The sequence below is a fragment of the Thiopseudomonas sp. SA1F2-1K genome, assembly GCF_057443035.1.
Map to the genome: position 1 here is coordinate 123,544 of NZ_JBYAVU010000002.1, position 25,696 is coordinate 149,239.

Genomic DNA, 25,696 nt, shown 5'->3' on the forward strand with positions numbered 1-25,696 from the left:
CCTGCAGGGAGTTAGTCGAGACGGGCTGGCTCCATAGAACACGGCAGCAGCGTCCAAGCTCTTTTATAGCAGCTTACGACCCAGCAGTGGCTGATGTGATTTATGTTTTCCCTGATAAGGGCCAGCCAGATTATTGGGAATGTTTGTTAACAGATCGCTCCAGAGAGTTCAGAGGCAAGTCCATGTGGGAGATGTGGGCAAGCAAACAACAGCAGAAAAAAGCAATAGCTACTGCCAAACTGTCTGAACAAGAAAATAAGAGAGCGCTAGAAAATATAATTGATAAAACAATCAGGGCCGCAGAAAAGCTGCGTCCTGCCTATTTTGGTGACTCGAAAACTGAAACGTTGGCTGGGATTAAGAAAAGCAGATTGGAGGCTCGCAATGCTGAACGGCAGCAACGCCGACCCGACTCTAAAACTACTGATTCAAAACCAAAAGCCGACGTCAGATACTTACATAATCCGCCTGAAGACGCTGCTTATCCTAATTTTCTTGATGAGTTATTTGGAGATGATGAATGACTCTACCAAAAGGTATGCTTCAAGCCATATATCATCAGACTGGAGTCAGCCAGTATGACGGAAACCCTCTTATTGAAGCACTACCACCGATACTCGATCGGACTCAGTTAAGAGATGGGCTCTCAGGCAAAGTTACATTTCGTCCGAACGATATCTATCTTGATGTTCAGACTCGTATTCACGTCATTTCTCAGTTGTTAGATAGCTTTTTTCAACCGTTATCGCGCCATATAGAGTTAGAATCAAAGCTATCTGTTTTGCTTCGCCAAGGTTATGTCGGTAGAAACTTAGCTAATGGCGATTTAAATACCCATATCCAAAACGGTTACGAACGTGTCATGCAAGGTGACCTGGGTGTTTTCCGCTTTGAGCATGTCGAATCAACTGCTAAAAGCATGGCATTTATTGGCTGCTCAGGCTCTGGTAAGACAAGCTCATTAAATCGTATTCTAGCAACTTACCCACAACTGCTTTATCACGAAAAATACAATTTCACGCAAATTGTATTTCTTAAAATTGATTGCCCGCATGACGGTTCTCTAAAGAGCCTATGTCATAACTTTTTCAGAGAAATTGACGCAATACTGGGCACTAACTATGTACGCCGCTACGTTGAAAAACGCCACGGTGTAGAAACTTTGATTGCAATGATGGCACATACTGCAAACACTCATGCGATTGGCCTTCTTGTGATAGATGAAATTCAGCACCTGAGTGTCAAGCGCTCGGGTGGCTCAGAGCGCATGCTTAATTTCTTTGTAACTCTTGTTAACGAAATATCAGTCCCAGTTGTAATGGTAGGCACACCAAAAGCTAAGCCTGTTTTTGAACTGGACTTACGCTCAGCGCGCCGGGGTGCTGGATATGGCTCCATTTTGTGGGAGCCATTAAGTAAACCCTTGCCAGAGCAAAATGTATCACGCTCAGAATGGGGGGCTTTCACCAATCAACTTTGGAAGTATCAGTGGCTAACTAAAGCAGCGCCTGTGATTTCTGATGAGCTTAGAGAAACTTGGTACGATCTTTCCCAAGGGATAATGGATGTTGTTATCAAGCTATTTGTTCTCTCTCAAATCAGAGCGGTCGTAACTAAGATCGAGCGCATTACTCCAGAACTCATGAAAAGAGTATACGAAGATGAGCTCAAACCGATTCACCCGATGATAGATGCTCTGAGATCAGGAGATATTATTAAAATCGCGCGTTACTCAGACCTGACGATCCCTGACGTTGATCGTAAAATATTGGAATTAAGTAACTTATTACATTCGCATCAGGAAAGTATTGATGTAGTGGCTAAATATCGTGGCAATGAACAAGCCATCCGTCTGCACAATATGCTGGTTGATATGGGTTACGCATCGGATTTACTAGAACCGCTGATCAATAGAGCTTTTGAGGACCACCCGCAAATGCACATGAAGGATCTTATGCCATTGATCCTGTCCTGGTATCAAAATACTGATACAGTAAAACCGAAGCTAACAACTCCAACTCCAACTCCAAAAGCACAAAGTATCAAGAAAACAGACTGGCACACGTTAGAGTCTGATGACCTGAGATTCCTGCACTCTCAAGCCGCCAATGATGTGGATATTCAAAAATCACTACAACAAGCAGGCTTATTGTTCGATACTGAGCAGTGGGTAAACTCTTTCAGGTAAGTGGCATGCTGAATTTCCCAGTCCCTTACGCTGAAGAGTTGCTGTACAGCACAATCGCAAGAGCTGGTGTTCGGCAGGGGCTAATCAGCCCTAAACAATTACTGGATGAGGTATTTGGATCGCGTACTGTTATGGCAACGATTGACTTGCCCAGTAATATCGAAAAAGTTGCACGCTGGCTACCCAGCACACTCACTCCAGAAGCACTGATTTACAGCCATACATTATTCCCGCTCTATGCCCCATTTGTTCCTGAAGGTCGCCGTAGACAGTGTATGCAATGGCTAATTGGCTCTCAAGGAGCGTCCCAGCTTGCTTTAGGTGTTGCCGCATCACGAGTCCAAACACCTCGTTTTGTCCGCTACTGCCCAGGCTGCTTAATCGAACAACGTAACCAATATGGTGAGTATTTTTGGCTCAGAGAATGGCAAGCAGAAGGAATCGATGCATGCCCTAAGCATGGCGTATTAATTAATACACGTATTGCTAGGCCGCTTATTGAACGTCACCATTTTATTGCCGCATCTCCAGAGCATTGCTCTCTGACTAAACAGCGCGCTGGCAGCCAAGCGTCACTATGGGTCAATCATCAGGTACGACAACTACTGCAGTTTCCCGCTCAAACTTCGCCGAGCTTTGAACAGTGGTCAATGTACTATCGCAACCTCGCCAGCAAACTCAATTTAACGTACAGAAAAACACAAATAAATCATCAAGCGGTAAAAGACAAAGTCTTGCAAGCTTGGCCAGTGAAGTGGCTCAGCAGGCATCAGCTTTTGCCACAAGGTTCAAGTAAAAATGAGTCTGACTGGCTCAGATGTATCTTTCGTAAGCACCGAAAAAGCTTCAACTATCTTGAACACATTGTTGTGCACCAAGCTTTACTTGGAAATAACTGGCAAATTACTGAAGCCATTAAAGAAGCCAGTCAATACCCAATAAATAGTAATAAACAACAACTTGTTCAGGTTAAAACGCCAGTACACATCAATCTGACACTTGATCAAGAAGACTGGCTTAATTTATTAGTATTACACCCACCCAAGCAAGCTCGGCAAAATTCTAAAGCCCTATACGCTAGGCTATATCGTCAGCACCGCGAGTGGCTGCTAGATACCAATTACCAACATGCAGCTCCTAAAGCAAAGCCTATCAGTCGACGTGTGGACTGGGACAAACGGGACAGAGAGTATTTGCATGCTTTGCGACAGCTAACACTTTTCTTGCAATCTAATCCGCAAGGGCCTCGACGTTCTAAAGCCTGCTTTTTCAAACTATTGGGCAACGCTTCGACCGTTGAGAAAAATATTAGCCGAATGCCTTTATCCAATTCATTCCTGGCAGATCACGTGGAAAGCGTCGCACAGTACCAAATTCGACGCTTACAAAATGCCCACAACTACCTACTAACCCTATTTGATACGCCGCCACGATGGAGACTGCTGAGAAATGCTACCCTCAGTGATGAGCGGTTAACAGAACAGGCTAGAGTTTATTTAGATATATTGATGAGTACACAGCATGAAGTTCAAAGGTCTAAAAGACGATAGCAGGATCAAAGAAATTGGGTCTATATTCCGCCGCCATGGGGGCTCAGATTGGAATATTAATGTTAAATTAACTCCTCATCAACAGAAGCAATATTTTGGTTTTTCGCAAGTACCAATATTGGCAAGGCGTCGAGTACTCAATGCAACCAAGGCATTAACACAAGCAGGGTTTACGAGAAGTGTAACCATAGCGAGCACTCGCTCTTGGGAAGTTGAGCAGATCAAGGTATGCCCTATACCAGCGGTAAACCGCGCACGAGATGCTAAGCAATGGTGCTTTGTATTTGACTTCAATGGAGTCCGATACTTCTTGCCGCAAATTGAGCTGGCTCGTGTACTGTTTTTGCATACGGCCTACCTTGCCCGTCTATCGCTAATCCACAATGGTCTATCCCAAGAGTTCGATGTCCAGCAGGAAAGTGAACTAAATAAAGTCTGGATTAATATATTACCAACCTCTAGCTTGCCCCTAAAGGCAAGAAGTGATGACGCACTCAGACAACGGCTCGCCTGGCTTTTATTAGACGAGGATGTACGGCATTCATTTGAGAGTATTGCTACTTATCAGCTCAAGAATGGTTATGACAGTGATAAATATAGACTATGGGATTTTCAATTTGACCCGCCAGCGTTAGTAGGCGCTGAACTAGCACTACGTGGTCACTATGAGTCAGAATTGAATGCGTTCTTTGTGTATGAAATAGATGGCATCTCTAAACTGCCTTCCAGCTGCCCTACACACGTAGATATTGTTGACCCCAGATTTGATGTTGGACAGCCAGGGCAAGGGCGCTCAGGGCAAGCCAGATCCAATACAGGGGCAGAACTAATGATTGATGACGATGAAGAGCCAAACACTGACCTTGAAGAATTACAAATTGATGCACCTGCAGTGATATTTGAGTTTGCGCAGTCATTTAAAACAACACGTATCAGAGCAGGAAAAACCCGAGCAGGAGGCTATGGAACAAAAGAAGTCCAAACGGAGCCACTTGAAAAAAATAGCCTAGAAGTAAGCACCGATGAATCGAGTATTCACGGGACTCTATCGCCTGCAGACTACAACGCAACTAGCGAAAAAAATGATAACGCCGATATTTATACTGACAAATTTAAAGCTTTTGATGCGATGGTTCAGCAGTTAGTAAGCATACCTGATTGCACTCATATACATCGTGAAATTCGTAAGCTGCCAACTATTTATGGCTATTCTAAGCATCTGCGTAGAGATGGAAGTCCTCGCTACTTTGTGTGGTATCTGCTCAAGAAAGATAATCATTTGTATTCTCTAGTCGAGGTTGATACGACCGACAACTCAAGCAGCCTATCAACCCTGCTAATAAAGCATAAAAACGTATCATTAGACCCCCATAAATATATTGGAGAACTAGAAAAACAGTTAGTTAAGCAGTCATTAGTGTGGCCAACTCACTTTCTGACGCGAACACTCAAGGGCCATTACAAACGGATCTCGCACCCTCAGTCACCAGCCGAAAATAGAGGGCTACTAGATTGTAAGTCAATTCAGAAGTGGGCAGAAAGAGTAAAATTAGAAATTCTTTCAGGCTAAACTCGTTTCACTGCTACCGACTCTTTATACACATCCTGCGAAATTTCGCTTGCTAATTAAAGTCTGGAGATTTAATGCAGTAATTAGAAGTATTAAAAACAACAGGCCTTTAGATTTAAAATAAGTGAGTCGCACCTTGCTTTATAATTTATAAATTGACGCTTCCCTTGCAGGGTAGTATCATTAAGCCAAGTTTTCGATCGGTAGAGCCCATGAGGTTAATCAACGTACTTTTACTGGATAAGTTCAAGCGCAAGCATGCAGGCTCAAAAGTAGCTTTGGATGCCTGGCGTAAAGAGGTAGAGTGCGCCGATTGGAAAACACCACACGATATTAAAAATCGCTATCAACAGGCTGATTTTTTAGCGAAGAACAAAGTGATTTTTAATATTGGTGGCAATCATTACCGTCTTGTTGTGGTCGTTAAGTACCAGATGGGCATGGTTGTGATTGATTGGGTGGGAACCCATGCTGAATACAGCAAAAAGAAGTTTGAGTAGTGGAGGTGGCTTATGAATGAATTAGCAGCAGTAAAAGTGATTAAAACTGATGAGCAACACGCTCAGGCGGTTGCTCATTTATTACGCCTAATGGAAGCTGACGATAACAGTAATAATGACACCATCGAACTTCTTGCCTTAGTGATTGAAGACTACGAACGTAAAGCTTCCCCCACGCCAAGTGTTGATCCAGTCGACGCGATTCGTTTTCGCATGGATCAAATGGGTATGTCAGCCAAAGATTTAGCGCCTTACCTGGGTAGCCAATCAAAGGTGTCTGATGTGTTAAACGGTAAGCGCCCTTTAACCTTGGCCATGATGCGCAATTTGCATAAAGGATTAGGCATTCCTGCTGATGTATTACTGAACGAAAGCCCAATTGATATAGATTTAAACAAGCCGGCTCTTTTTGATTACACCAGCTTCCCTTTAAAGGAAATGGCTAAGCGTGGCTGCTTTGGGGCGAAGTACATTGCTGCCTCGCTTCCTGCGTTGAGTGATATTGCAGAAGAGCTCATCAGAAAGACGTTTGGAGATTTTTTGTCAGCGGATATGGCTCTATTGCGCGCTCCGCAAACACAAACAGGCACTCGCGCCATGAATGATATGGCGCTGTTAGCTTGGGTAGCGATAGTCAAAAAGCAAGCCTTGGCAGAACCTATTGAGACATCTTACACACAGGGTGTAATTACCAAGGAGTGGCTTAGCGAGCTGGTAAAACTGTCTGAATATACTGAAGGTCCAAAGCTAGCCAAAGAATATTTAGCCCGCTACGGCATTGTTTTAGTCGTAGAGCCGCACTTCAAAAAAACCTATTTAGACGGTGCTGCCATGTTGTTAGGCGACCGTGCTGTAGTAGGCGTTACATTAAGATATGATCGTTTAGACCATTTTTGGTTTGTGCTTATACATGAGCTGGCTCATGTTCAAAAACATCTAAGCCCAGCCGAACCCATTGTTATGGATGATTTAGACGATAAAACCCAACGAGCAGAACAGCAAGAAGCAGAAGCGGATGAAATAGCGCAAGAAGCATTAATCCCTATGGAGGCATGGCAGGCTAGTATGGTTAAAAATACTTATGCTGCTGCAGATGCGCTTAAATTAGCACAACAGCTTAATATCAGCCCCGCCATTGTTGCAGGTCGCGTGCGTAAAGAAACGGGGAACTGGAGACTCTTGCATAACATGCTTGGTAAGGATGTTGTTAAGGCAATGTTTAAAATTAGCTAAGAAATAAAACAGAGAGAAGTGGCGGTAACCACCTCTCTGTTTAAATCGGTTTGATATAGGTGCCAAACCGACATTGGTATGCTGCAAACACAGCAAAAGTGATTTTAGAAGCTTTTGTATGGCATAGCAATGAAGAACCTGCACTTATTAAGGAGGTGAAATATGCTATGCCAAAGCAACTCAAGCTAGATCTACCCATGCCAGAAGGGTATGAGGTAAAGTTTGTGGCCAGTATTACGACTAAGCGTGGACACCGTATTTACGCAAAGAACTATGGCTTTCGAGCTTTTCCGATTGTTGTTAAGTCTGCGAGCTAATTAAGATTTAATAGCAAGCAACAGGCTCTTTGGAGCCTGTTTTGTTTTATGAAATTGGGTAAAGCCCTGTTTGACTGCATAAATGCTTAAGGAAAATCATGCCTATTCTTCATTGGCTCAATAAAGACCAAGCGGTAACAGCCGCGCAGAAGTCAACTTATCGTTTGCTTGAGGAAGTGCCGGAGCTGTCCTATGGCGATGCCGATAATGAAAATCTGCTAATTCAGGGTGATAACTTGGAAGCCTTGAAAGCGCTGATTCCTTTTTATGCTGGCAAAGTGAAGTGTGTTTTTATTGACCCGCCTTACAACACTCAATCAGCCTTTGAGCATTACGACGATAATTTAGAGCACAGCAAATGGCTATCGTTGATGTACCCGCGCTTGGAGTTGCTGCGGGAGTTGTTGGCAGAAGATGGCAGCATTTGGATCACTATTGATGACCATGAAGCGCATTATTTAAAAGTGGTGTGTGATGAGGTATTTGGTCGACGGAATTTTATTGCAAACATCATGTGGGAAAAAAAGTTTTCACCCCAAAATGACGCAAAATGGTTAAGTCAAAATCATGACCATATTTTTCTGTATGCAAAAAATCGTGATGGATGGTTTCCTAATTTATTAAAACGAAGCTTAAAACAGTCAAGAAATTTTAAGAATCCAGACAATGACCCTAGGGGGGCATGGAGTTCTGGTGATTACACTTGTGCAAAGTCAAAAAATGAGCGACCTAATTTATATTATCCGATAGTTAACCCAAATACTGGCGAAGAAGTTTGGCCTAACCCGGTTAGGGTGTGGGCTTATGATCAAAAATCACATCAGCAAAACGTAAGTGAGAATTTAATCTGGTGGGGGGTTAAAGGAACAAATAGCGTTCCACGATTAAAGAAATTTGAAACTGTAGTTCGCGAGGGAACTGTACCGACAACTGTCTGGCGCCACGATGACGTAGGAAACAACCAGACAGCTAAACGAGAAATTTTGGCACTTAATAAGGCACACCCTTTTTCGACACCTAAACCAGAGTCACTTTTGCAGAGAGTCTTGGAAATTGCCACTAATCCAAACGACCTCGTTCTCGACTCTTTCCTCGGCTCAGGCACCACCGCCGCCGTTGCCCACAAAATGAACCGCCGTTATATCGGTATCGAAATGGGTGAGCATGCACAAACCCATTGCCAAACCCGTTTACAGAAAGTCGTCGATGGCGAACAAGGTGGCATATCCAAAGCCGTTGATTGGCAAGGAGGCGGTGGCTTTCGCTTCTTTAAATTGGGTGAGGCGGTATTTGATGAATACGGTAGCCTAAATAGCGAGATTAAATTCCCGAGCTTAGCGGCACATATTTGGTATTTAGAAAACAAAACACCGCTGCAAGGCCAAGCGGATAGCCCGTTACTGGGTGTTAATAACGATACAGCGTATTACCTGTTGTATAACGGTATTTTAGGTGATCGTCGGCCACAAGGTGGCAATGTGCTCACCAGTGCCGTGCTCAATGAGTTACCTGATATTCAGAACCAGCAAAAAATTGTGATTTATGGTGAATCTTGCCGTTTGGGTGCTGCACGTTTGCAGCAAGCCAATATCACCTTTAAACAAATCCCCTATGACGTTGGCATGCTTTGAGTAAGGACTACACAGATGTTTAAATTAAAGGGCTATCAGCAGCGTGCTGTCGATGTCATGCAATCGTTTTTATCGCGTTGTTTGCAGGCCGATTCGGTTGCTGAGGCGTATAGCGCAGCACTGGCTGAACAAGATTTACCCTCGCATGCTTACCAAGAATACAGCTTTGGTCAAACACCTTATTTCTGCTTGCGCATTCCAACCGGTGGCGGTAAAACAGTGCTGGGCTCTTATGCGGTAGAAGTGGCAGCGCAGCATTATTTAGAAAGCGATGCGCCTATTACTCTGTGGCTGGTCCCGAGTATCACCATTCGCCAACAAACTGTTGAAGCACTGAAAAAGCCAGGTCATCCCTATAGGCAAAATCTTGACCGCGCCTTTAATCGCCAAGTGTTGGTGCTGGATATTGATGAGGTCACGCAGATTCGCCCGCAAGATATTGGCAGCAAAGCCATTGTCGTGGTTTCCACAATGGCGAACTTGCGCGTTAATGATACCTCGGGGCGCAAAGTCTATGCTTACCACGAAAACTTTGAGCCGCACTTTGCCAAAATCAATAGTAACCACCCTTCATGGTCACTATTAGAGCGTGTTACTGAAAGCGATCTGCAAGAAAACGGTTTAACCAAGGCTGAGCTGGGGAAAGTCAAGTTTTCCTTCGCCAACTTGCTGGCAGTGTACCGTCCAATCGTCATCGTGGATGAAGCGCATAATGCGCGCACCAGTTTAACTTTTGACACTTTGCATCGCGTGCATCCCGCAGTGATTATTGAGTTAACCGCCACGCCTAATACCACTAATACCAATGGCAGTAATGTGCTATTTCATGTTTCCGCAGCTGAGTTAAAAGCGGAAGAAATGATTAAACTGCCGATTGTGCTGACTGAGCATCAAAACTGGCAGGATGCTATACAAGATGCAGTTATTACGCGCAACAAATTGGCCATTGATGCGCAAAAAGATGAAGACTACATTCGCCCCATTGCGCTGTTTCAAGCGGAAAATAAAAATGCTGAAGTGACGGTTGAAGTATTAAAAAAACATCTGATTGAACAGCTGAAAATCGAAGAAAATAAAATTGCTGTGGTGACCGGTAATCAGCGCGAGCTGGATGGCATCAACCTATTTGAACGCAGCTGTCCTATTGAATACATCATTACCATTGAGGCCTTAAAAGAAGGCTGGGACTGCTCCTTTGCTTATGTGTTTTGTTCGGTGAAACAAGTGTCATCGAGCAAAGACGCTGAGCAATTGTTAGGGCGCGTATTGCGGATGCCTTATGCAAAACGCCGCATGATTGAAGATCTAAACCGTGCCTATGCGCACCTAGCGACGAGTAAATTTAGCCGCGCAGCGCAAGAGCTATCCGATACCCTGATTGCTATGGGTTTTGAAGAAATGGAAATTGCCGCGTTTTTACGCGAGCAAGCCGCACATCCGCAACAAGATGATTTATTTGGTAATAATGCACCAGCGCAGCCACGCCCAGTGGTCGCCCCCGCATTAGTAGTGGAGGTTGGTGAGCTGCCAGATTTTTCTGCGTTATCCGATGCAGAAAAACAACAAATCACCACCACCACAGATACTGCCAGCCAAACCACAGTGATAAAAGTAACGGGGGAAGTCACTGAGAACATACAGAAGGCGCTCACTAAGCAGGTTAAGTCGGGTAAAGAACGTCAGACCTTTGAACGCAATGTGCGTGTACATAACCAAACTATTCAAGCCCGTAAAGCGCCTTCTGAACGTGGTGAAGTGTTTGGTGCCTTGCCGCAACTGTGCATGCTGCAACAAGGACAGCTGGAGCTGATTGAGTCCGAGGTGTTGTTGCATGCCTGTAACTGGAACTTGCTTGACTATCCTGCTGAGCTGAAAAACTTTACTTTGCATGAAACCAGCAGCAGTTTTGCTATTGATTTTGATGGCAAAAAAGTCATTTATAAGATTTCCGAACAAAAAGATGCCGTACCTTTTAATCAAGGCTTTCTGGATCTGACTGAGCAAGATCTTATTCGTTGGCTGGATAAAGAGCTGCGTCAAACTGATGTTGTGCAGCAGCAATTAACTGGTTTTATCGCCCTGTTGGTAAAGAATTTACTGCAAAAATACGATATGACATTAACGGCCTTGGTGCGTAATAAGTTTCCATTGGCGCGTGCCATTCGCGATTTAATCGGCATGTACCGTGCTAAGGCGCAAAAAAATAGCTACCAGCACTCTCTGTTTGATAGCAGCAGTACCGCCTGCTTGTCTGATGAGTTTTTGTATGAGTTCAAGCCCGATAAATATCCGTCACGCCCACCGTATTATTCGGGTAGTTTTCAATTTACCAAACATTTTTTCCCGCAGAATTTGATTGAAGACCTAAAGTCTACGGGCGAAGAGTTCGAGTGCGCTAAAGCGATTGAAAGCCTACCGCAAATAAAATACTGGATTCGTAATCTAGTGCGCCGTGATCACGCTTCGTTTTGGTTGCCTTTGGCGCATAGCAAGTTTTACCCTGATTTTGTCTGTGAATTGAATGATGGCCGCATGCTGGTGGTGGAATACAAAGGTGACGTGTATGCCAGCAATGATGACTCGGCGGAAAAACGAGAAGTGGGTAATAAATGGGCGCAGCTGAGTCACGGTAAATGCGTGTTTATTATGGCGGTAAAACAAGATCAAGATGGTCGTGATGTTAGACAACAGATTTTGGACACGATAGAAAGAAGGCACTGAAGCCTATAGGCTTCAGTGGTGAAGAAAGGTGCCCCACTGAGTGTGTGGATGCACAAGCCACCGAAGTAATTTGACACCGCTCAAGTACCGCTACGTACTTCCTGTCATTGTCGACAATGCGCACGAGTCGATACTGAATGATGCTCTTGTTGTAAATACCCCATTTATAACACAGCCATCTCGTAGAGAATTTATGCCGCATTTCGGTACTCTAACGGCGTCATGTCATTCAGTGAGTCGTGTGGTCGTTCAGTGTTATATAACTCAATCCAGTTTTCGGTTATTTGCTTTACCTCATTCAGGTTGTTGAAAATATATAAATCCAGTACATCATCACGATACGTTCGGTTAAATCGCTCAATGCATGCGTTTTGGTAAGAGCAACCAGGTTTGATGTAATCAATCATAATGCCATGCACTTTTGCCCAGCTGGTGAAGACTTCTGAGGTAAATTCACTGCCGTTATCAACGCGAATTTTCTCAGGGTAACCGTGCCATTCAGCCAGCTGGTCCAGATAACGTATTACACGCAACGATGGCATACTGGTCGCGATATCAATGCCGAGTATTTCACGGTTAAAATCATCAATAACATTGAATGTCCGAAACCGGACTTTGTTGTGTAAGCTGTCGCTCATAAAGTCCATTGACCAGCACTTACCCAGCGCACTAGGCGCAGCCAGAGGCTCAGGGTTGCGGTTAGGCACGCGTCGCTTGCCTTTGCGCCGCAGGTTCAGTTTTAACTCAGTATAAACACGATATACTCGCTTGTGATTCCAGCTGTGGCCTAGCTTGCGAAGACGTTTGAAGCACTTTGGAAAACCCCAGCGATGATGTTTTTCAATCAACGCATTGAGTGCATCAATGATTGCAGTGTCATCGGTTAACTTAGGTTCGTAATAATAAGCGGTACGGCTGATGCCAACCGCATTACAGCACGTTACAACGCTCGCGTTATACTGCACCTGTAGCTCACGTGCCCAAACTTTTCGTTCTGCCACAGGTGCTAAAGCTTTTTTATAATATCTTCTTGCATCTGCGATTTTAGGCTCAAATCCGCATACATTTGTTTGAGCCGACGGTTTTCTTCTTCAAGCTCTTTTAAACGGCGCACATCGGATGCTTCCATGCCGCCGTATTTTTCACGCCATTTATAAAACGTTGAATTACCAATGCCGTACTTACGGCAGAGATCTTTAACCGGCATACCGGCTTCGGCTTCTTTTAAAATCGCCACGATCTGGCTCTCAGTCATGCGTTTGCTCATCGTAAAACTCCTTTGTTTTAGTTTAAAAGAAATTCTACGAGCGGGCTGTATTATTTTACGGGGTAGTTACAGTTCATGCCTATCCCAAGCACTCAAAACGCAATGAGGCGTCATTTCAGGGCGCATTTCGTTGCGCAGGATTTCGTTTGAAGGCTACCGGACGTTGCTCACCCTCTTTACTAGCATGGTGGCGCTTGGCGGCCATTGCCCACCAGTGCAACTGGCTAAATGCTCTCTGGTAATAGCCTGCCCATTTTTCCGGGTTGACTTCATTGCTAAAATCTCCATTTTCGTTTAGCACTTCTTGCGCCTTAGGAATATGGATCATTGCTGAAACAGGAAGACAGCCAAGCTCTGATAAGAAGGTGCGCATATTAACAGCGGCTCTTGCCCCGCCCCATTGACCTGCGGAGTAGGTCACAATCATTGAAGACTTATAAGAAAATAATGAGCTACCAAAGTGGTTCAATAAGTTGGCTAACGCAGGGCTCATTGAGTGATTGTACTCAGGACTGACCATCACATAACCATCTGCCTTCTCAATTTTCTCAGCCAATATTTGCAGTGATAATGGAACGTCTGTGTTTGTGTAGGAAAAATGCGGCTTGAAGATAGGTCCTAACTCAAAATCAAGAGGGTCAATTACTTCAACTTGAAGCGCTGAAAACTGACGCTCAATATGTTGCTTGCACGATAAAGCAACACGTTCACCAAGACGGACTGGGGCCGGCGGCGTGCTTTGTCGAACGCTTCCTAAAAAAATAAGTATGTTCATCTGATTGAGCCTTAAACTATTGGACTGAGCTTGTGCGTGTGCCGTCTGCGTTGAGTATTTGCTCGCTATCTTCTTTGTAGTAAGGACCTTTTGGCCAGCTATCTAGTAAGTCGAGTACTACTTCACTGGGCCGACACAATCTAACCCCTTTGGGGCTGCAAACAATCGGGCGATTGACCAATATTGGATGCTTTATCATCGCCTCAAGAATTGCTTGATCAGAAACATTATCGGCCAGCAAACCCAGCTCGGCGGCAGGCGATTTAGTGGTCCGCAAGGCCTGTTGGGGGGTTAAATTGGCGGCCGCAAATAACCCAAGTAACTGCGCGCCTGTCCAGCCGTCTTTTAGGTACTCAATGACTATCGGTGAGTAACCAGCGTCCTGGATAATTTTAAGTGCATTACGTGAAGTGCCGCATTCGGGATTATGATAAATAACCAGCATAATGTGTCCTTTAAGAGGATTGCTCTGCTACGGCAGAAGCTGGGAAATGGTGACGCGTTTTATTGGCAAAACGCACCAGCGCGAGCATTAAAGGAACCTCAACTAACACCCCAACGACAGTGGCTAATGCCGCTCCAGATTGCAGACCAAATAGAGCAATAGCAACCGCCACCGCTAACTCAAAAAAGTTACTGGCCGCAATCATACCGGCAGGCGCTGCGATTGCGTGGGGCACACGCCATGCTTTGGCCCAACCGTAAGCAATAGCAAACACTAATACTGTTTGGAGAATCAGCGGGATTGCAATCAGTACAATATGCAATGGATTCGCAATAATGACATCGCCTTGAAATGCAAATAACAGCACCAAAGTGACTATCAATCCAACCGGTGTAATCGAAGCAACACGCTTCAGGAACACATCGTTAAACCACGCCAGGCCTCGGCGCTTGATAACATTATTTCGCACCCAATAACCGGCAGCTAGGGGTATGACGATATACAGCAGCACCGACAACAACACTGTGTCCCAAGGCACCTGGATATTAGAAATGCCAAGCAGTAAAACCACGATAGGGGCAAAGGCGACTAGCATAATCAAGTCATTCACGGCGACCTGCACCAAGGTATAAGCGGCATCACCTCGGGTGAGATAGCTCCACACAAACACCATCGCCGTACACGGAGCTGCCCCTAATAAGATCGCACCAGCTAAGTATTCGCTGGCTATGGCCGCAGGTAGCAATGGTTCAAAAACCACCATAAAGAAAAACCAAGCGACTGCGAACATCGTAAAAGGTTTGATCAGCCAGTTTACGCTCGTGGTAATCACCAATCCTTTGGGTTGCTTACCTACATTTTTAATCGAGCTAAAGTCGACTTGCAGCATCATTGGAAAAATCATTGCCCAAATCAGTACAGCCACCGGTATGGATACTTGAGCATACTCAAAGCGCGATAAAGCTTGAGGAATAACTGGCGCAAACTGCCCTATCAAAACACCCGCGATAATGGCTAAAGCCACCCAAAGGGTAAGGTAGCGTTCAAATAATCCCATGCCCTCAGAGGTGCTTGGAGCATTTTCTGATTTAACTGTTGTCATCAAACTGTCCTTAAATTGAGCGTTGATTGACGCGCTGACTGAGTTCTTCTGCACTCTCTACACGTTCTGAATAACGATCAGTCAGGTAAGGTGCATTGTTGCGCAATAGCAAAGTGAACTTCACCAACTCCTCCATAACATCAACAATGCGGTTGTAGTAAGGCGAGGGTTTCATACGATTATTTTCATCGAACTCAAGATAGGCTTTGGCAACCGAGGATTGATTTGGGATGGTAAACATCCGCATCCAGCGACCCAATACACGGAGCTGATTGACCACATTAAAAGATTGAGAACCGCCACACACCTGCATTACTGCTAAGGTTTTCCCTTGTGTGGGGCGCACAGCACCGAGGCTAAGTGGTATCCAGTCGATTTGGCTTTTGAAAATCCCTGTCATCGCACCATGTCGTTCAGGCGAGCACCAGACTTGACCTTCCGACCACACCATTAAAGGCTCTTCGCATTTAAGGGTGTAGCTGGTTTCTAAACCCTCCGGATTTCAGCAGGCACCTGGCGATGTAGTTGGTTAAATTTCTAAAGCCCAAAGCAGTGCCTCGCAAGTGTTCTAGCCGACCATTGATAGCTTCTGTAGGTCCGTTGCTGGTTCCTGGTCGGTCGAAGTAGGCCAGGATGCTATCCGCGTATTTTTTCAGCGTTTTTCCCAAGCCTTTCACCTCGATGAGCGCTTTGGGCAAGTCACTGGCTGTAATGATATTTATGACCTCTTCCATGAGTTTTTTACCACGCCTTCGATCCGGCTCGTTGTAGGCGCTGACCACCCGTTGGTACATGTTCCAAGTGCAATCCACTTCGAGGTGGTGCTCATCTGCAAACAGCTGGAACAGTTGCTTTTTGTTGGCGTCAGACAGGTAGCTGATCCGGGTCAGCAGCGTTCGACGGCTTTTGTAGAGCGGGTCGTTTTTACGCCCTCTACGGCCTAGGACGTCTTGTTGCACACGCCGGCGGCATTCATCCAGCATGTTGCTTGCCCAGCGCACCACATGAAAGGGATCCAGTACGGTTTGGGCTTGGGGCAAGGCTTCTTGTGCCGCAGATTTAAACCCCGTAAAACCGTCCATGGCAATGCTTTCAATCTGGTCACGCCAAGCCTTGGGACGATTGTTCAGCCACTGTTTAAAGGCTTGTTTGGAGCGGCCTTCCAGCACATCGAGCAAGCGGGCCGGCCCAGTTTTGTTACGCACGGGCGTAAGGTCAACCACGATGGTGACGTACTTGTCACCCCAGCGTGTATGCCGCCAGACATGCTCATCCACACCGAGCACGGTCACACCGTCAAACCGCTTCGGATCATTAAAAAGCAGGCGCTGACCTTCTTTGAGAATAGCGCTATTAACAGTGTGCCAAGCAACGTTCAGATGGTTTGCAATGCGCGATATCGACAAGTCATCCAGCACGATGGCAGCCAAGGCCCAGCGTATCGCTCCATGGGAAAGCTTTGCGCGTGGCGGCGCAGCACTGCTGGTATCTTCGTGCCAGAAACAACCGCAAGTACAACGCCAGCGACGGATGCGCAACAGCAATCTGGTTGGTCGTTGCCCGTAAGGCGCGTGGGCAAGATGTCTATCGACAGTACCGCGTGAAACGCCAGCAGCCCCGCACTTGGGGCACGGCTCAGATGCTTTGGTGAAACGGCATTCGATGACGGCGCGTTCTGCACAAAGATGTTGTCCAGTGGCAGTCAGGCCGAGGATATTTAGTTGGCAAAAGCTGGAAAGGTCTGGGCTGGAAAAGGTAAGATTGCTCATGTCGGGGGCTTAGTTTTTGTTTGTGTAGGAGCTTACATTTTCTAAGATCCCCGACTCCTTTTCCAGCCGGTCAGATTTTTTCCACACCCTCAAATGCGAAGAGCCCCATTAAATCACGTAATTCTTGCACCTTTGGATGCGACTCATCTGCAGTGTCAGGCTGCGGTAAACCTTCAGGATTAAAAATACGCACCTCGGCGCCCATGTGTTTGAGCAATCTTGCGCTTTCTTCAACAACCAAACGACTGAATGAACGCTGACGCAATGAGCCGTATAACAGTAAAATTCGTGGTGGGTGGTTAGAATCTAGCGTAGAAAACTGATCCTGACTGGGTAAGCTAATCTGCTCAGTAATAAGATTTTCTAACGGATTATTTGTCTGCATTGTTATTGCTCTCGTTATCGCAAGCACTGCTGCTATGAATACTGTCAAACAGAGCTATTGCGTCGGCAAATAGCTCTGGATTATTTTCAATTGAGGAAGTGATGACCTGGAATGCCCAGTTTGGCAAGTCAGCAGACAAGCGGTAATACACCCACTTTCCACGTCGCTCACTTTGCAAAATTCCACACTTGCGTAATTGCGCTAAATATTGCGACACCTTTGGTTGCTCTTGATTTAGTGCAACTTGGATCTCACACACACACGCCTCCCCCGCTCTTTGGATCAAGCCAAGGCAGGTGAGCCTATTAAGGTCTGAAAGGCATTTTAAGAACTGAATCAAATCCACTGAAATACCGCCGCTGGCTCAATACATTAAGAATTTAACATATTAAAATATTCGCATATGAAGAATGAAGTGTCAATAATAAAAGCGCCGACTACAAACCTATAACCCGTTCATCTGAGCTCTTCTTACTGACTCTTTAGTAAACATGAGCGGTTGACCGGCACGGGTATCGATGCGATCATTCCAAGCTGTTTTTTACTTAGCAGTGCATGAAGGCACACACTTTGCGAATTAGTCCACCCTAGCTTCCCTTCCTCTTAGTCATCCAATTTGCCGATGGCTGCACCAACTGCCAAAAAATGGCAGGCGCTTTTTTGCGCCAAAAATAACTCACTAAAACTCAGTAATGTCATTTAAATTGTCGTAGCTAGCACTGCACACTTTGCATCTTAGCGCGACAGATATTTGCGCTGCTGCTTGCTTATTACAAGGTTTACTCATGTTTGAAAAAATGAAACTTGAATGGCTCTCTAATATCCGCGGTGATTTACTTGCAGGTATTGTTGTCGCTCTAGCCTTAATTCCAGAGGCTATTGCGTTCTCAATCATTGCGGGCGTTGATCCAAAAGTTGGTTTGTATGCTTCGTTTTGTATTGCTGTGATTATCGCTATAGTCGGTGGGCGGCCCGGGATGATTTCTGCGGCTACCGGAGCCATGGCGTTACTGATGGTGACCTTGGTCCGAGACCACGGACTTGAGTACCTGCTTGCAGCTACTTTACTAACTGGGGTGATTCAAATTTTCGCAGGCTACCTCAAGCTTGGTAACTTAATGCGCTTTGTGTCGCGATCGGTGGTGACAGGGTTTGTAAACGCGCTCGCTATTCTTATTTTTATGGCGCAACTGCCTGAACTGACCAATGTGACTTGGCATGTTTACGCCATGACAGCCACAGGCCTTGGAATTATTTACCTATTTCCATATCTCCCCGTGATTGGCAAGACTATTCCTTCACCGCTTGTTTGTATTGTGCTGTTAACCACTGTTGCCATCGTGAGTGGACTTGATATACGCACCGTCGGCGATATGGGCCAATTACCGGACACCTTGCCAATATTTTTATGGCCCGAAGTACCTTTAACATGGGAAACACTGCTAATCATCCTGCCATACTCCATAGGATTAGCCGTAGTGGGCTTGCTGGAATCGATGATGACAGCAACGATTGTTGATGATTTAACAGATACCGACAGTGATAAAAACCGTGAGTGTAAAGGTCAAGGTATCGCCAATATTGGCGCAGGATTAATGGGCGGTATGGCAGGCTGCGCTATGATTGGGCAATCTATAATTAATATTAAATCAGGTGGTAAAGGGCGCTTATCTACCTTTTCTGCCGGAGTTTTTTTGTTAATTTTAATCGTTTTCTTAGGCGACTGGCTCAAGCTGATTCCTATGGCCGCCCTCGTTGCAGTAATGATAATGGTCTCTATCGGTACCTTCTCATGGAGCTCTGTTAAAGATCTTAAAAAACATCCTCTTTCTACTAATATCGTGATGATTGCCACCGTTGTGGTGGTTGTTTTCACCCATAACTTAGCCATAGGTGTATTAGTGGGTGTGCTGCTAGCAACCTTATTCTTTGCCAATAAAATCGGTCGTTTTATGGTAGTGAAACCGCAGCAAACAGAGAACAATGTACGGGTTTATCAAGTTATTGGTCAGGTTTTCTTTGCTTCATCTGATCAGTTTGCTTCTGCATTTGATTTTAAAGAAGCCGTGGACAAGGTCGTTATTGATCTCAGTCATGCGCATTTCTGGGATATTACTGCTGTATCGTCCTTGGACAAAGTGGTTATTAAGTTCAAACGCTTAGGGGCTGATGTAGAGATTATCGGTATGACAGCCGCTACTGCCACTATTGTTGATAAATTTGGCGTACACAATGATCCCAAAGAAGTCGAAAAACTGATGGCTGGCCATTAAGGAGATAACAATGAACAAAATCATAACCTGTATAGATACGTCAATTTACGCAAATGATGTCTGTACAGCGGGCATCTGGGCAGCCAAAAAACTGAGCAAACCTTTAGTCTTGGTCCATGCCATTGAAAAGAAAAACACGCCAGCCGCCGATAACTTCAGTGGAGCAATCGGCCTGGGTGCACGCTCCGCTTTATTAGCAGAACTGACATCGCTTGATGCACAACATAGCAAAATCGCTATTGAACTCGGTAAAGAACTGTTAACTCAAGCACAACAATGCGCTACAGAGCAAGGCTGCGAACAGATTGAGCAAGTGTTACGTCATGGTTCAATCACCGATGTAATCAGCGATTTAGAAGCAGATGCTCGCTTGGTAGTTATTGGCCGTACCAGCAAGCGCTTTAAAGCCCTTGGCTCAAATATTGAGCAGATCATTCGCCAAGTTAAGGCGCCTATTCTTATCCCTAATTCAGGCTTTACTGCACCGCACAGCTTTATGCTCGCTTATGATGGCCGAGAAACCGCCGACAAAGCAGTGCAGCGCATCATTGATGGCGGACTGTTACACGGCATGGTTTGTCACTTAGTGACCGTTGAGAATAATAAAAAAGGCTTAAAAGAGAACTTTGAACGAGTCAGTAATCAATTAGCCACTGCAGGTTTCACAGTTCATGCCAGTTTTTTAACCGGTAATATTTTCACGGCGCTGATGGATTACAAGGCACAGAATGACGTTGACCTATTAGTGATGGGAGCGTTTTCCCACTCGAAGCTAGCCAGCATTTTCTTAGGCAGTAACACCCTGAGGATGCTGGAACACACGCAGTTACCTTTGGTCGTTCTGCGGTAAGCCCATTACCCTAGGATGTTGTAGTTCAGGCTTATCATTTACTTTGGCGAGCAGCACTGGGATGCTGCCGCCGATTTTATACGCCGCTAAGTCTCTAAAAGACAAAATACAGTGGTGAGAAATATATCACGGAGTCTTGAGCCGTATTTAACACATAACTGGGGCGTGAAGCACTTCAGTAGAAACTACAAGCTGATGATATTAATAAAGCTATAATGCATACGCCAGCACATTCATTCGCTTAATATATACGCGCTAAAAGTTACCAACTTTATTAGCATGCTTTTAGCATCAAAATCTCATGAGAGCGCTAAAAGTTACCAACTTTATTTTTTCATGCGATTTTTTCGAGACGCTAGCATGCGGCTTAGCGAGCAGATTTGTTACCAACTTTATTAGCATCCCACAGCAGAACCGTTGAGTAGTAAATAGAACCTGTGCTAACACCAACAATTGAAAGTCAAAAGTTGGTTTGAACCCGTAAAAGGTTGGTTTGGAATGCACGAAAGATGAAATAACAATAAAGCGATGCCTTCCGTTGCTGATTTCAGTTTCTTCAATAGTCTGTCTACAGCCGCAGAATCGTTAGGCAGTAAATAGAATCTGTGCTAACACCAACTATTGAAAGTCAAAAGTTGGTTTGGACTCGTAAAAGGCTGGTTTGGAATGATCAAGCTATAGGATAAAAAGCTTTTGTAGGGCTTGAAGGCGAAATAACAAAAAGGCGATCCCTTCCGTTGGCAGGTCCCGCCTCTTGAATAGCGTATCTACAGCTATACTAAATGCCTCGCCCACATCTAAAACCGCCTGTATCGTTAATATTCATTACGGTATGAGTCCATCAAACAGTCAAACTGATGCTGTTCATCTGCCCGTTCCATAGCTATATAGACGGCCTCTTTGGTAAGCGGATCAATATCCAAAGACTCAAGATTTACGATCTGCTGATGCATTAAGGCATAGTCAAACTCTTTGGTTAAATCAAGAAATACCTCGGTTGATAATGCCTTCTGGCACTGCACCATGTAAGCCTCTAAAAGAGCCTCACTAGAAATTAGACACTGATAATTAACAACAGCAAAATGTAGGTCTGATAGTTGTTCGTCATTACGCACCAATCGCCAAAACTGATCGTGTAAATATTGGAATTGGTGTTTTACGCATGTGTTGTAGGCATCAAAGCGTTCAGCAGCGTTAACCGAAATCATGTCGAAAATACTCATGGGAGTCACCTATCACAGCAATAACTAATAAAGAAAACGAGTGTTATGCGCTCTAATTTAGCACACTCTAAGTTCAAAGGCCGCATATATTCGCATTACTTCGCATTTGTTAGCGGTTTTTGGTGGGGGTTCTCATATGATTCGCATAAATATGCCGATTGTCGCATATATTCTATTGTTTTAATGTCTACTGCTGCGTATAGTTCCTCAGGGCATTGAGCGGCATAGTTGCACCTTTTAGCCTTAATGCGCATATAATCGCATTAAAGCGATAGAACATAGGTGAGGAAATTATGACTGCTATTGAAAAAAGCCCACGCGTTCAATTCATCGATCACTATGATGTGATCGAGAACCTTGTGAGAAAAGGGTACCCAAAGCGAACGATTCATGAACAGCTCACGAATGATGGCTTGCTAAATATGAGCTACTCGCAGTTTGCTCGTTCTGTAAACAAATTCTTTGGTGACCTTTCGCCCACAAATGTAACGCCGCATAACACTACTAAACAAACAGTAAAAGGTGCGCAGAGTGTCAAAGACAGCGAAAGAAAATCAGAACCAAAAGGGCATTCAAGACCTACAGCAAAACGATTTGAATTTAACCCAAACTCAGCAGATGCAAGTAAATCACTTGTGTAATGAGCTAGAGAAAGAAGAGGCAGGTAAAACTATGATCAAAGAAGTGCATTTAACTCTGCAAGGAAAAGGTGGCGTTGGTAAATCATTTGTAAGTAATTTGCTTGCACAATACCTGCAGTCCATTAATGAACCAGTTATTGCTATTGACACTGATCCAGTTAATGCCACTCTTTATGGTTTTAAAGCATTTGATACACAACGCCTCGAAATTCTAGAAGATGGCGAAATTCGACCACGTGTCTTTGACTCGCTGATAGAGCAGATCGTTGAAGAGGACTCCCACTTTGTCATTGATAACGGAGCAAGCTCATTCGTACCGTTGTCCTATTATCTTGTAGAGAACGATATTGTTAACCTAATCAATGAAAATGGTAAACGTACTGTAGTGCATACAGTCGTTACTGGGGGCCAAGCATTTGCTGATACACTCAATGGCTTGAACGCATTACTACAAAGCTTACCTGATGACACGAAAATTATTGTCTGGCTTAACGAGTTCTTTGGTGAGGTGAAATCGGAAGGGAAAGAGTTCACACAAATGCGGATCTATCAGGAAAACAAGGATCGCATTGCTGGCATTATTTACCTACAGCGCCGTACCAGTGATACCTTTGGCGAGGATATTAATATCATGCAAGATAAACGTATCACCTTCGATGAGGCAATTGCCTCGCCGGAGTTCTCGATTGTTGCGAAATCGCGTATTAAAAAAGTAAAAAAAGAAATATTCGACCAGCTTTCTGAAGTGATAGGCGAGTAGTTCTGTTAGTGCAGGCAGGCAATTATGCTTGCCTGTACCAACATTAAATAGAAATTCATGAATACAAAAGGCACAGCATGTCACTAAGCGAAGCTGAATTAATTGAAAAGGTAAGGCACGATATTGCGCGTGAGCATGACATCTTGATTGATAAAGATGATCCTATTTTGTTTAGTGTGCTTATAAATAAACGTGTTCTCGATTACTACCTTCAGAGTCTCGCTAAAGCTAATGAAGCGGCTTTACGTGGAGAGATTGAGCTACGAAGCAATGCCTTTAAAGCGGAAGTGGCACAGGTCAATGCGCTTTCAAACGAGTTGGCGAAGAAATCTTTGGTCGAAGTAGTTGAAGCTACAGGCCAAGCATTTGAAGTTAAATGCAATGGATTTATTGAAACTGCTAAATTCGAGCTTAAATCATCGGTTATTGAGGCTCACCGCGAAGCTAACGAACAGCTTCTGAATAGTGTCGCCCATGAGCGACAGCAAACTAAGCACTTAGCATTAATCGTTATGACGGGGATTTCATTGATTTTCTCTCTGGCTGCGTTGGGCTTAGTCCTATTTCTAAATAGCTAGAAGTCATGCACCTACCTTTACCCTTGTTTAGTTAGGTGCACTAATAATGTTATTAATTCTCCACTTTAGCCTTTCTTCGATTAATCTCGGCATATAAAGTAGATTTACTTACTCCCACTTTAATAGCAGCGCTTCTGACACTATCGCCTGAGCATATGTGTTCAAGCGCTGTCTTGTATAAGCTTTCGTTAATGATACGTCTGCGTCCGATACTGGAGCCTCGCAGTTTTGCTTTCTCAATAGACGCTTTGCCGATCTCTGAACGCACCTCTTTATCTATATTAGCTAATAACAAGATAGTACCAATATCCAGTGCCTGACTGTCTAAAGAGCGAATATTAGCGCCAGCTTGGTATACCTTTATATGTAGATCTACCAACCGCAGTATGGGTAGCCCAAATTGGGAATAAGATGTCACTAAAACGGTATCACCTACCTGTAATAGAGAAAGTATTTCATCAAGAGATGGACGGCTAGCATTTATGCCATAGGTAATGTCATGAAGAACACGATGGCAGCCTTGTTGGCCAAGTAGGGCTATTTGGCTTTCTAGCTCATTTAGCTTGAGCGAAGAACTGATAGATGCATAGCCAATTGTTATAGGCATCTGCAAGCAATGTGTTCTTTGATCTAGTTCATCTCGCATAGTATTCAGACCAGACAAGGTGCATTTAGTGAGTAGTATTAATTACGCATAATTAACGTATCCTTTGGGGCCATTTTATCGGCTAGAGCCTGCTCAATCTCGTTGGTATCTGAGGGAAGGGCACCTGATAATGTGTTCGTCTCAATTGGCTGGGTAGCCTGTGTATTGGAGACAGGCATAGTAAAGGGAGTTTCAGTTTGATTAGTTGTCGTACATGCTGCGATAAGGGTAGTGAACCCGAGTACAGGTAGGATGTGTTTCATAGAAGCCTCAATTCATATATTTGTATTGTAGTATTATACATAGTGCTATAGGTGTAAAAATAATACAACTGCTCATCATAAAATGCATTTGGTCGCACCTCTACCTCTCTATCTTTAATTATCAAAAATAGAGTGGGGTTGATAAAAAGCTCCCAATATTAATGGCAGCATGACGCGAACTAACGCGAATATATGCGGCACATAGCTCACAAACGCGAATAGCTGCAACACTATGCGAATAAAGGCGACAAAAAATGAAATTAGGTAACAGTAAAAGACGCGACTAACTACCTTATCTGTACTCACGCATTCGGTAAGAATCGCAAAAACTACCTAATGCTATGTAAGTTTTTAAAGGATATGCCTGATGGCATAAAAAAAGTTCTAGTCATCGGTGATCGATACTGGAACACTGATGAAGCTTTAGCTAATGGTGCTACTGTGTCTCGCTCAGTGAGATACGTTAAATCTGAACGTGTAGTCGAAATGACCGAGTGCAATATAGAACCATTTGGCCTGTTCTAGTGAATAAAAAGGCAGATAATTGCTGCCTTTACATTAAGGGAAGGGGGGGGTAAATCTGCATACCTATAAATACTACTTAGGCCATTAAAAACTATAATCGTCCAAGTTAGCTACTACTTATCCACCTGCAATTTTCCCCTAGCTATAAGCCAAGCTCTGCGTTTATTCATCCATACCTTAAAATCGGGTAGTTGTTCCGCTTTCAAAACATCAGCAATTTTCCATGCTCTTATAGGGCCAGCATTGCTAGGTTCACCCAGAAATACAACTATAGCTTTGTCCGTCCATAGACGTTCAGACTTCAGTCGGTGCTTGCTGATCCACTTAGCGTGCCATTCCTGTCTTCGTGCTTCACGCTGTGCTTCTCCAAAAGCGCGGCGCTGAGCTTCGTTGTAGCGGTGCCATCGGCCATTATAGTAAGGCATAGTTATTTCTACCTGCTTATACATGTATGAACTGAGGCTTTATTATTACAATCGAATTA

The 25,696-nt window shown here is 44.4% G+C and carries 23 protein-coding genes and 2 pseudogenes; 14 read left to right on the forward strand and 11 right to left on the reverse strand.

Annotation, left to right across the window (positions count from 1 at the left end):
* The first annotated feature begins 86 nt into the window (after positions 1–86).
* From AC2T15_RS12635 to AC2T15_RS12675, 9 genes are all read left to right on the forward strand, one after another.
* On the forward strand, positions 87–524 hold the full coding sequence (locus AC2T15_RS12635) for a hypothetical protein (protein ID WP_486779069.1): 438 nt from the start codon (positions 87–89) through the stop codon (positions 522–524).
* Positions 521–2,188, forward strand: coding sequence for an AAA family ATPase (locus AC2T15_RS12640; protein ID WP_486778363.1), 1,668 nt, complete (start codon positions 521–523; stop codon positions 2,186–2,188). The genes AC2T15_RS12635 and AC2T15_RS12640 overlap by 4 nt, the downstream gene beginning before the upstream one ends.
* Positions 2,189–2,193: 5 nt before the next feature.
* Positions 2,194–3,738: a TniQ family protein gene (locus AC2T15_RS12645; protein WP_486778362.1), complete on the forward strand. Its 1,545-nt coding sequence runs from the start codon at positions 2,194–2,196 to the stop codon at positions 3,736–3,738.
* Positions 3,710–5,308, forward strand: coding sequence for a Tn7-like element transposition protein TnsE (locus AC2T15_RS12650; RefSeq protein WP_486778361.1), 1,599 nt, complete (start codon positions 3,710–3,712; stop codon positions 5,306–5,308). Before AC2T15_RS12645 ends, AC2T15_RS12650 begins: the two co-directional genes overlap by 29 nt.
* Before the next feature lie 212 nt (positions 5,309–5,520).
* Entirely contained in the window at positions 5,521–5,808 is a 288-nt protein-coding gene (locus tag AC2T15_RS12655; RefSeq protein WP_486778360.1) for a type II toxin-antitoxin system HigB family toxin, read from the forward strand.
* 12 nt (positions 5,809–5,820) lie between these two features.
* Positions 5,821–7,041 carry a helix-turn-helix domain-containing protein gene (locus AC2T15_RS12660; RefSeq protein ID WP_486778359.1) on the forward strand — a complete coding sequence of 407 codons (1,221 nt, stop codon included), beginning with the start codon at positions 5,821–5,823 and terminating at the stop codon, positions 7,039–7,041.
* Positions 7,042–7,208: 167 nt separating this feature from the next.
* Positions 7,209–7,358 carry a hypothetical protein gene (locus tag AC2T15_RS12665; RefSeq protein WP_486778358.1) on the forward strand — a complete coding sequence of 50 codons (150 nt, stop codon included), beginning with the start codon at positions 7,209–7,211 and terminating at the stop codon, positions 7,356–7,358.
* A gap of 98 nt (positions 7,359–7,456) precedes the next feature.
* Entirely contained in the window at positions 7,457–8,989 is a 1,533-nt protein-coding gene (locus AC2T15_RS12670) for a site-specific DNA-methyltransferase (protein WP_486778357.1), read from the forward strand.
* A gap of 15 nt (positions 8,990–9,004) precedes the next feature.
* Entirely contained in the window at positions 9,005–11,710 is a 2,706-nt protein-coding gene (locus AC2T15_RS12675) for a DEAD/DEAH box helicase (RefSeq protein ID WP_486779070.1), read from the forward strand.
* A 191-nt stretch (positions 11,711–11,901) separates the two neighbouring features.
* Here the strand turns inward: AC2T15_RS12675 and AC2T15_RS12680 are convergent.
* The 8 genes and pseudogenes from AC2T15_RS12680 to AC2T15_RS12715 form a co-directional block, all read right to left on the reverse strand.
* A protein-coding gene (locus AC2T15_RS12680; RefSeq protein ID WP_486779071.1) for an IS3 family transposase occupies positions 11,902–12,977 on the reverse strand; the annotation gives its coding sequence in 2 pieces (ribosomal slippage) (positions 11,902–12,728 and positions 12,728–12,977; 1,077 coding nt in all).
* Positions 12,978–13,092: 115 nt separating this feature from the next.
* Complete coding sequence (locus AC2T15_RS12685; protein WP_486779072.1) at positions 13,093–13,752, reverse strand: NADPH-dependent FMN reductase; 660 nt, start codon at positions 13,750–13,752, stop codon at positions 13,093–13,095.
* A gap of 16 nt (positions 13,753–13,768) precedes the next feature.
* Entirely contained in the window at positions 13,769–14,197 is a 429-nt protein-coding gene (gene arsC / locus AC2T15_RS12690; RefSeq protein ID WP_486779073.1) for an arsenate reductase (glutaredoxin), read from the reverse strand.
* A gap of 10 nt (positions 14,198–14,207) precedes the next feature.
* Positions 14,208–15,299, reverse strand: coding sequence for an ACR3 family arsenite efflux transporter (arsB, locus tag AC2T15_RS12695; protein WP_286594248.1), 1,092 nt, complete (start codon positions 15,297–15,299; stop codon positions 14,208–14,210).
* Between the two features lie 10 nt (positions 15,300–15,309).
* A pseudogene (locus tag AC2T15_RS12700) lies at positions 15,310–15,801 on the reverse strand (NAD(P)H-dependent oxidoreductase); the annotation flags it as partial.
* Complete coding sequence (locus AC2T15_RS12705) at positions 15,767–17,068, reverse strand: ISL3 family transposase (RefSeq protein WP_486779074.1); 1,302 nt, start codon at positions 17,066–17,068, stop codon at positions 15,767–15,769. The pseudogene AC2T15_RS12700 and the gene AC2T15_RS12705, both read right to left, overlap by 35 nt.
* Before the next feature lie 106 nt (positions 17,069–17,174).
* A pseudogene (locus AC2T15_RS12710) lies at positions 17,175–17,453 on the reverse strand (NADPH-dependent FMN reductase); the annotation flags it as partial.
* Complete coding sequence (locus AC2T15_RS12715; RefSeq protein ID WP_286594245.1) at positions 17,440–17,799, reverse strand: metalloregulator ArsR/SmtB family transcription factor; 360 nt, start codon at positions 17,797–17,799, stop codon at positions 17,440–17,442. The pseudogene AC2T15_RS12710 and the gene AC2T15_RS12715, both read right to left, overlap by 14 nt.
* Positions 17,800–18,238: 439 nt before the next feature.
* Between AC2T15_RS12715 and AC2T15_RS12720 the strand changes: the two genes are divergently transcribed.
* Positions 18,239–19,726 (forward strand): SulP family inorganic anion transporter, encoded by a 1,488-nt coding sequence (locus AC2T15_RS12720; RefSeq protein ID WP_286597017.1) that lies wholly within the window; start codon positions 18,239–18,241, stop codon positions 19,724–19,726.
* Between the two features lie 10 nt (positions 19,727–19,736).
* Positions 19,737–20,576, forward strand: coding sequence for a universal stress protein (locus tag AC2T15_RS12725; protein WP_286594243.1), 840 nt, complete (start codon positions 19,737–19,739; stop codon positions 20,574–20,576).
* Between the two features lie 815 nt (positions 20,577–21,391).
* Here AC2T15_RS12725 and AC2T15_RS12730 read toward each other — a convergent pair.
* Entirely contained in the window at positions 21,392–21,799 is a 408-nt protein-coding gene (locus tag AC2T15_RS12730) for a hypothetical protein (RefSeq protein WP_486779075.1), read from the reverse strand.
* 293 nt (positions 21,800–22,092) lie between these two features.
* On the opposite strand from AC2T15_RS12730, the gene AC2T15_RS12735 reads away from it, so the two are divergent.
* From AC2T15_RS12735 to AC2T15_RS12745, 3 genes are all read left to right on the forward strand, one after another.
* The gene (locus AC2T15_RS12735) at positions 22,093–22,440 is read left to right on the forward strand and encodes a hypothetical protein (RefSeq protein WP_486779076.1); all 348 of its coding nucleotides are present in this window, start codon (positions 22,093–22,095) and stop codon (positions 22,438–22,440) included.
* Entirely contained in the window at positions 22,331–23,200 is an 870-nt protein-coding gene (locus AC2T15_RS12740) for a nucleotide-binding protein (RefSeq protein WP_486779077.1), read from the forward strand. The genes AC2T15_RS12735 and AC2T15_RS12740 overlap by 110 nt, the downstream gene beginning before the upstream one ends.
* Positions 23,201–23,277: 77 nt before the next feature.
* Positions 23,278–23,778, forward strand: a complete 501-nt coding sequence (locus AC2T15_RS12745; protein WP_486779078.1) for a hypothetical protein — start codon at positions 23,278–23,280, stop codon at positions 23,776–23,778.
* Between the two features lie 52 nt (positions 23,779–23,830).
* Here the strand turns inward: AC2T15_RS12745 and AC2T15_RS12750 are convergent, their stop codons facing one another.
* Entirely contained in the window at positions 23,831–24,385 is a 555-nt protein-coding gene (locus AC2T15_RS12750; RefSeq protein ID WP_486779166.1) for a recombinase family protein, read from the reverse strand.
* 940 nt (positions 24,386–25,325) lie between these two features.
* Entirely contained in the window at positions 25,326–25,637 is a 312-nt protein-coding gene (locus AC2T15_RS12755; protein ID WP_486779079.1) for a hypothetical protein, read from the reverse strand.
* Between the last annotated feature and the right edge of the window lie 59 nt (positions 25,638–25,696).

Excerpts from the sequence above, each read along its gene's own strand:
- AC2T15_RS12735 (WP_486779076.1), top strand. The coding sequence starts at position 22,093 with ATGACTGCTATTGAAAAAAGCCCACGCGTTCAATTCATCGATCACTAT.
- AC2T15_RS12745 (WP_486779078.1), top strand. The coding sequence starts at position 23,278 with ATGTCACTAAGCGAAGCTGAATTAATTGAAAAGGTAAGGCACGATATT.
- arsC (WP_486779073.1), bottom strand. The coding sequence starts at position 14,197 with ATGCTGGTTATTTATCATAATCCCGAATGCGGCACTTCACGTAATGCA.
- AC2T15_RS12675 (WP_486779070.1), top strand. The coding sequence starts at position 9,005 with ATGTTTAAATTAAAGGGCTATCAGCAGCGTGCTGTCGATGTCATGCAA.
- AC2T15_RS12640 (WP_486778363.1), top strand. The coding sequence starts at position 521 with ATGACTCTACCAAAAGGTATGCTTCAAGCCATATATCATCAGACTGGA.
- AC2T15_RS12670 (WP_486778357.1), top strand. The coding sequence starts at position 7,457 with ATGCCTATTCTTCATTGGCTCAATAAAGACCAAGCGGTAACAGCCGCG.
- AC2T15_RS12685 (WP_486779072.1), bottom strand. The coding sequence starts at position 13,752 with ATGAACATACTTATTTTTTTAGGAAGCGTTCGACAAAGCACGCCGCCG.
- AC2T15_RS12730 (WP_486779075.1), bottom strand. The coding sequence starts at position 21,799 with ATGAGTATTTTCGACATGATTTCGGTTAACGCTGCTGAACGCTTTGAT.
- AC2T15_RS12720 (WP_286597017.1), top strand. The coding sequence starts at position 18,239 with ATGTTTGAAAAAATGAAACTTGAATGGCTCTCTAATATCCGCGGTGAT.
- AC2T15_RS12650 (WP_486778361.1), top strand. The coding sequence starts at position 3,710 with ATGAAGTTCAAAGGTCTAAAAGACGATAGCAGGATCAAAGAAATTGGG.
- AC2T15_RS12725 (WP_286594243.1), top strand. The coding sequence starts at position 19,737 with ATGAACAAAATCATAACCTGTATAGATACGTCAATTTACGCAAATGAT.
- AC2T15_RS12655 (WP_486778360.1), top strand. The coding sequence starts at position 5,521 with ATGAGGTTAATCAACGTACTTTTACTGGATAAGTTCAAGCGCAAGCAT.
- arsB (WP_286594248.1), bottom strand. The coding sequence starts at position 15,299 with ATGACAACAGTTAAATCAGAAAATGCTCCAAGCACCTCTGAGGGCATG.
- AC2T15_RS12660 (WP_486778359.1), top strand. The coding sequence starts at position 5,821 with ATGAATGAATTAGCAGCAGTAAAAGTGATTAAAACTGATGAGCAACAC.
- AC2T15_RS12665 (WP_486778358.1), top strand. The coding sequence starts at position 7,209 with ATGCCAAAGCAACTCAAGCTAGATCTACCCATGCCAGAAGGGTATGAG.
- AC2T15_RS12750 (WP_486779166.1), bottom strand. The coding sequence starts at position 24,385 with ATGCCTATAACAATTGGCTATGCATCTATCAGTTCTTCGCTCAAGCTA.
- AC2T15_RS12755 (WP_486779079.1), bottom strand. The coding sequence starts at position 25,637 with ATGCCTTACTATAATGGCCGATGGCACCGCTACAACGAAGCTCAGCGC.
- AC2T15_RS12705 (WP_486779074.1), bottom strand. The coding sequence starts at position 17,068 with ATGAGCAATCTTACCTTTTCCAGCCCAGACCTTTCCAGCTTTTGCCAA.
- AC2T15_RS12645 (WP_486778362.1), top strand. The coding sequence starts at position 2,194 with ATGCTGAATTTCCCAGTCCCTTACGCTGAAGAGTTGCTGTACAGCACA.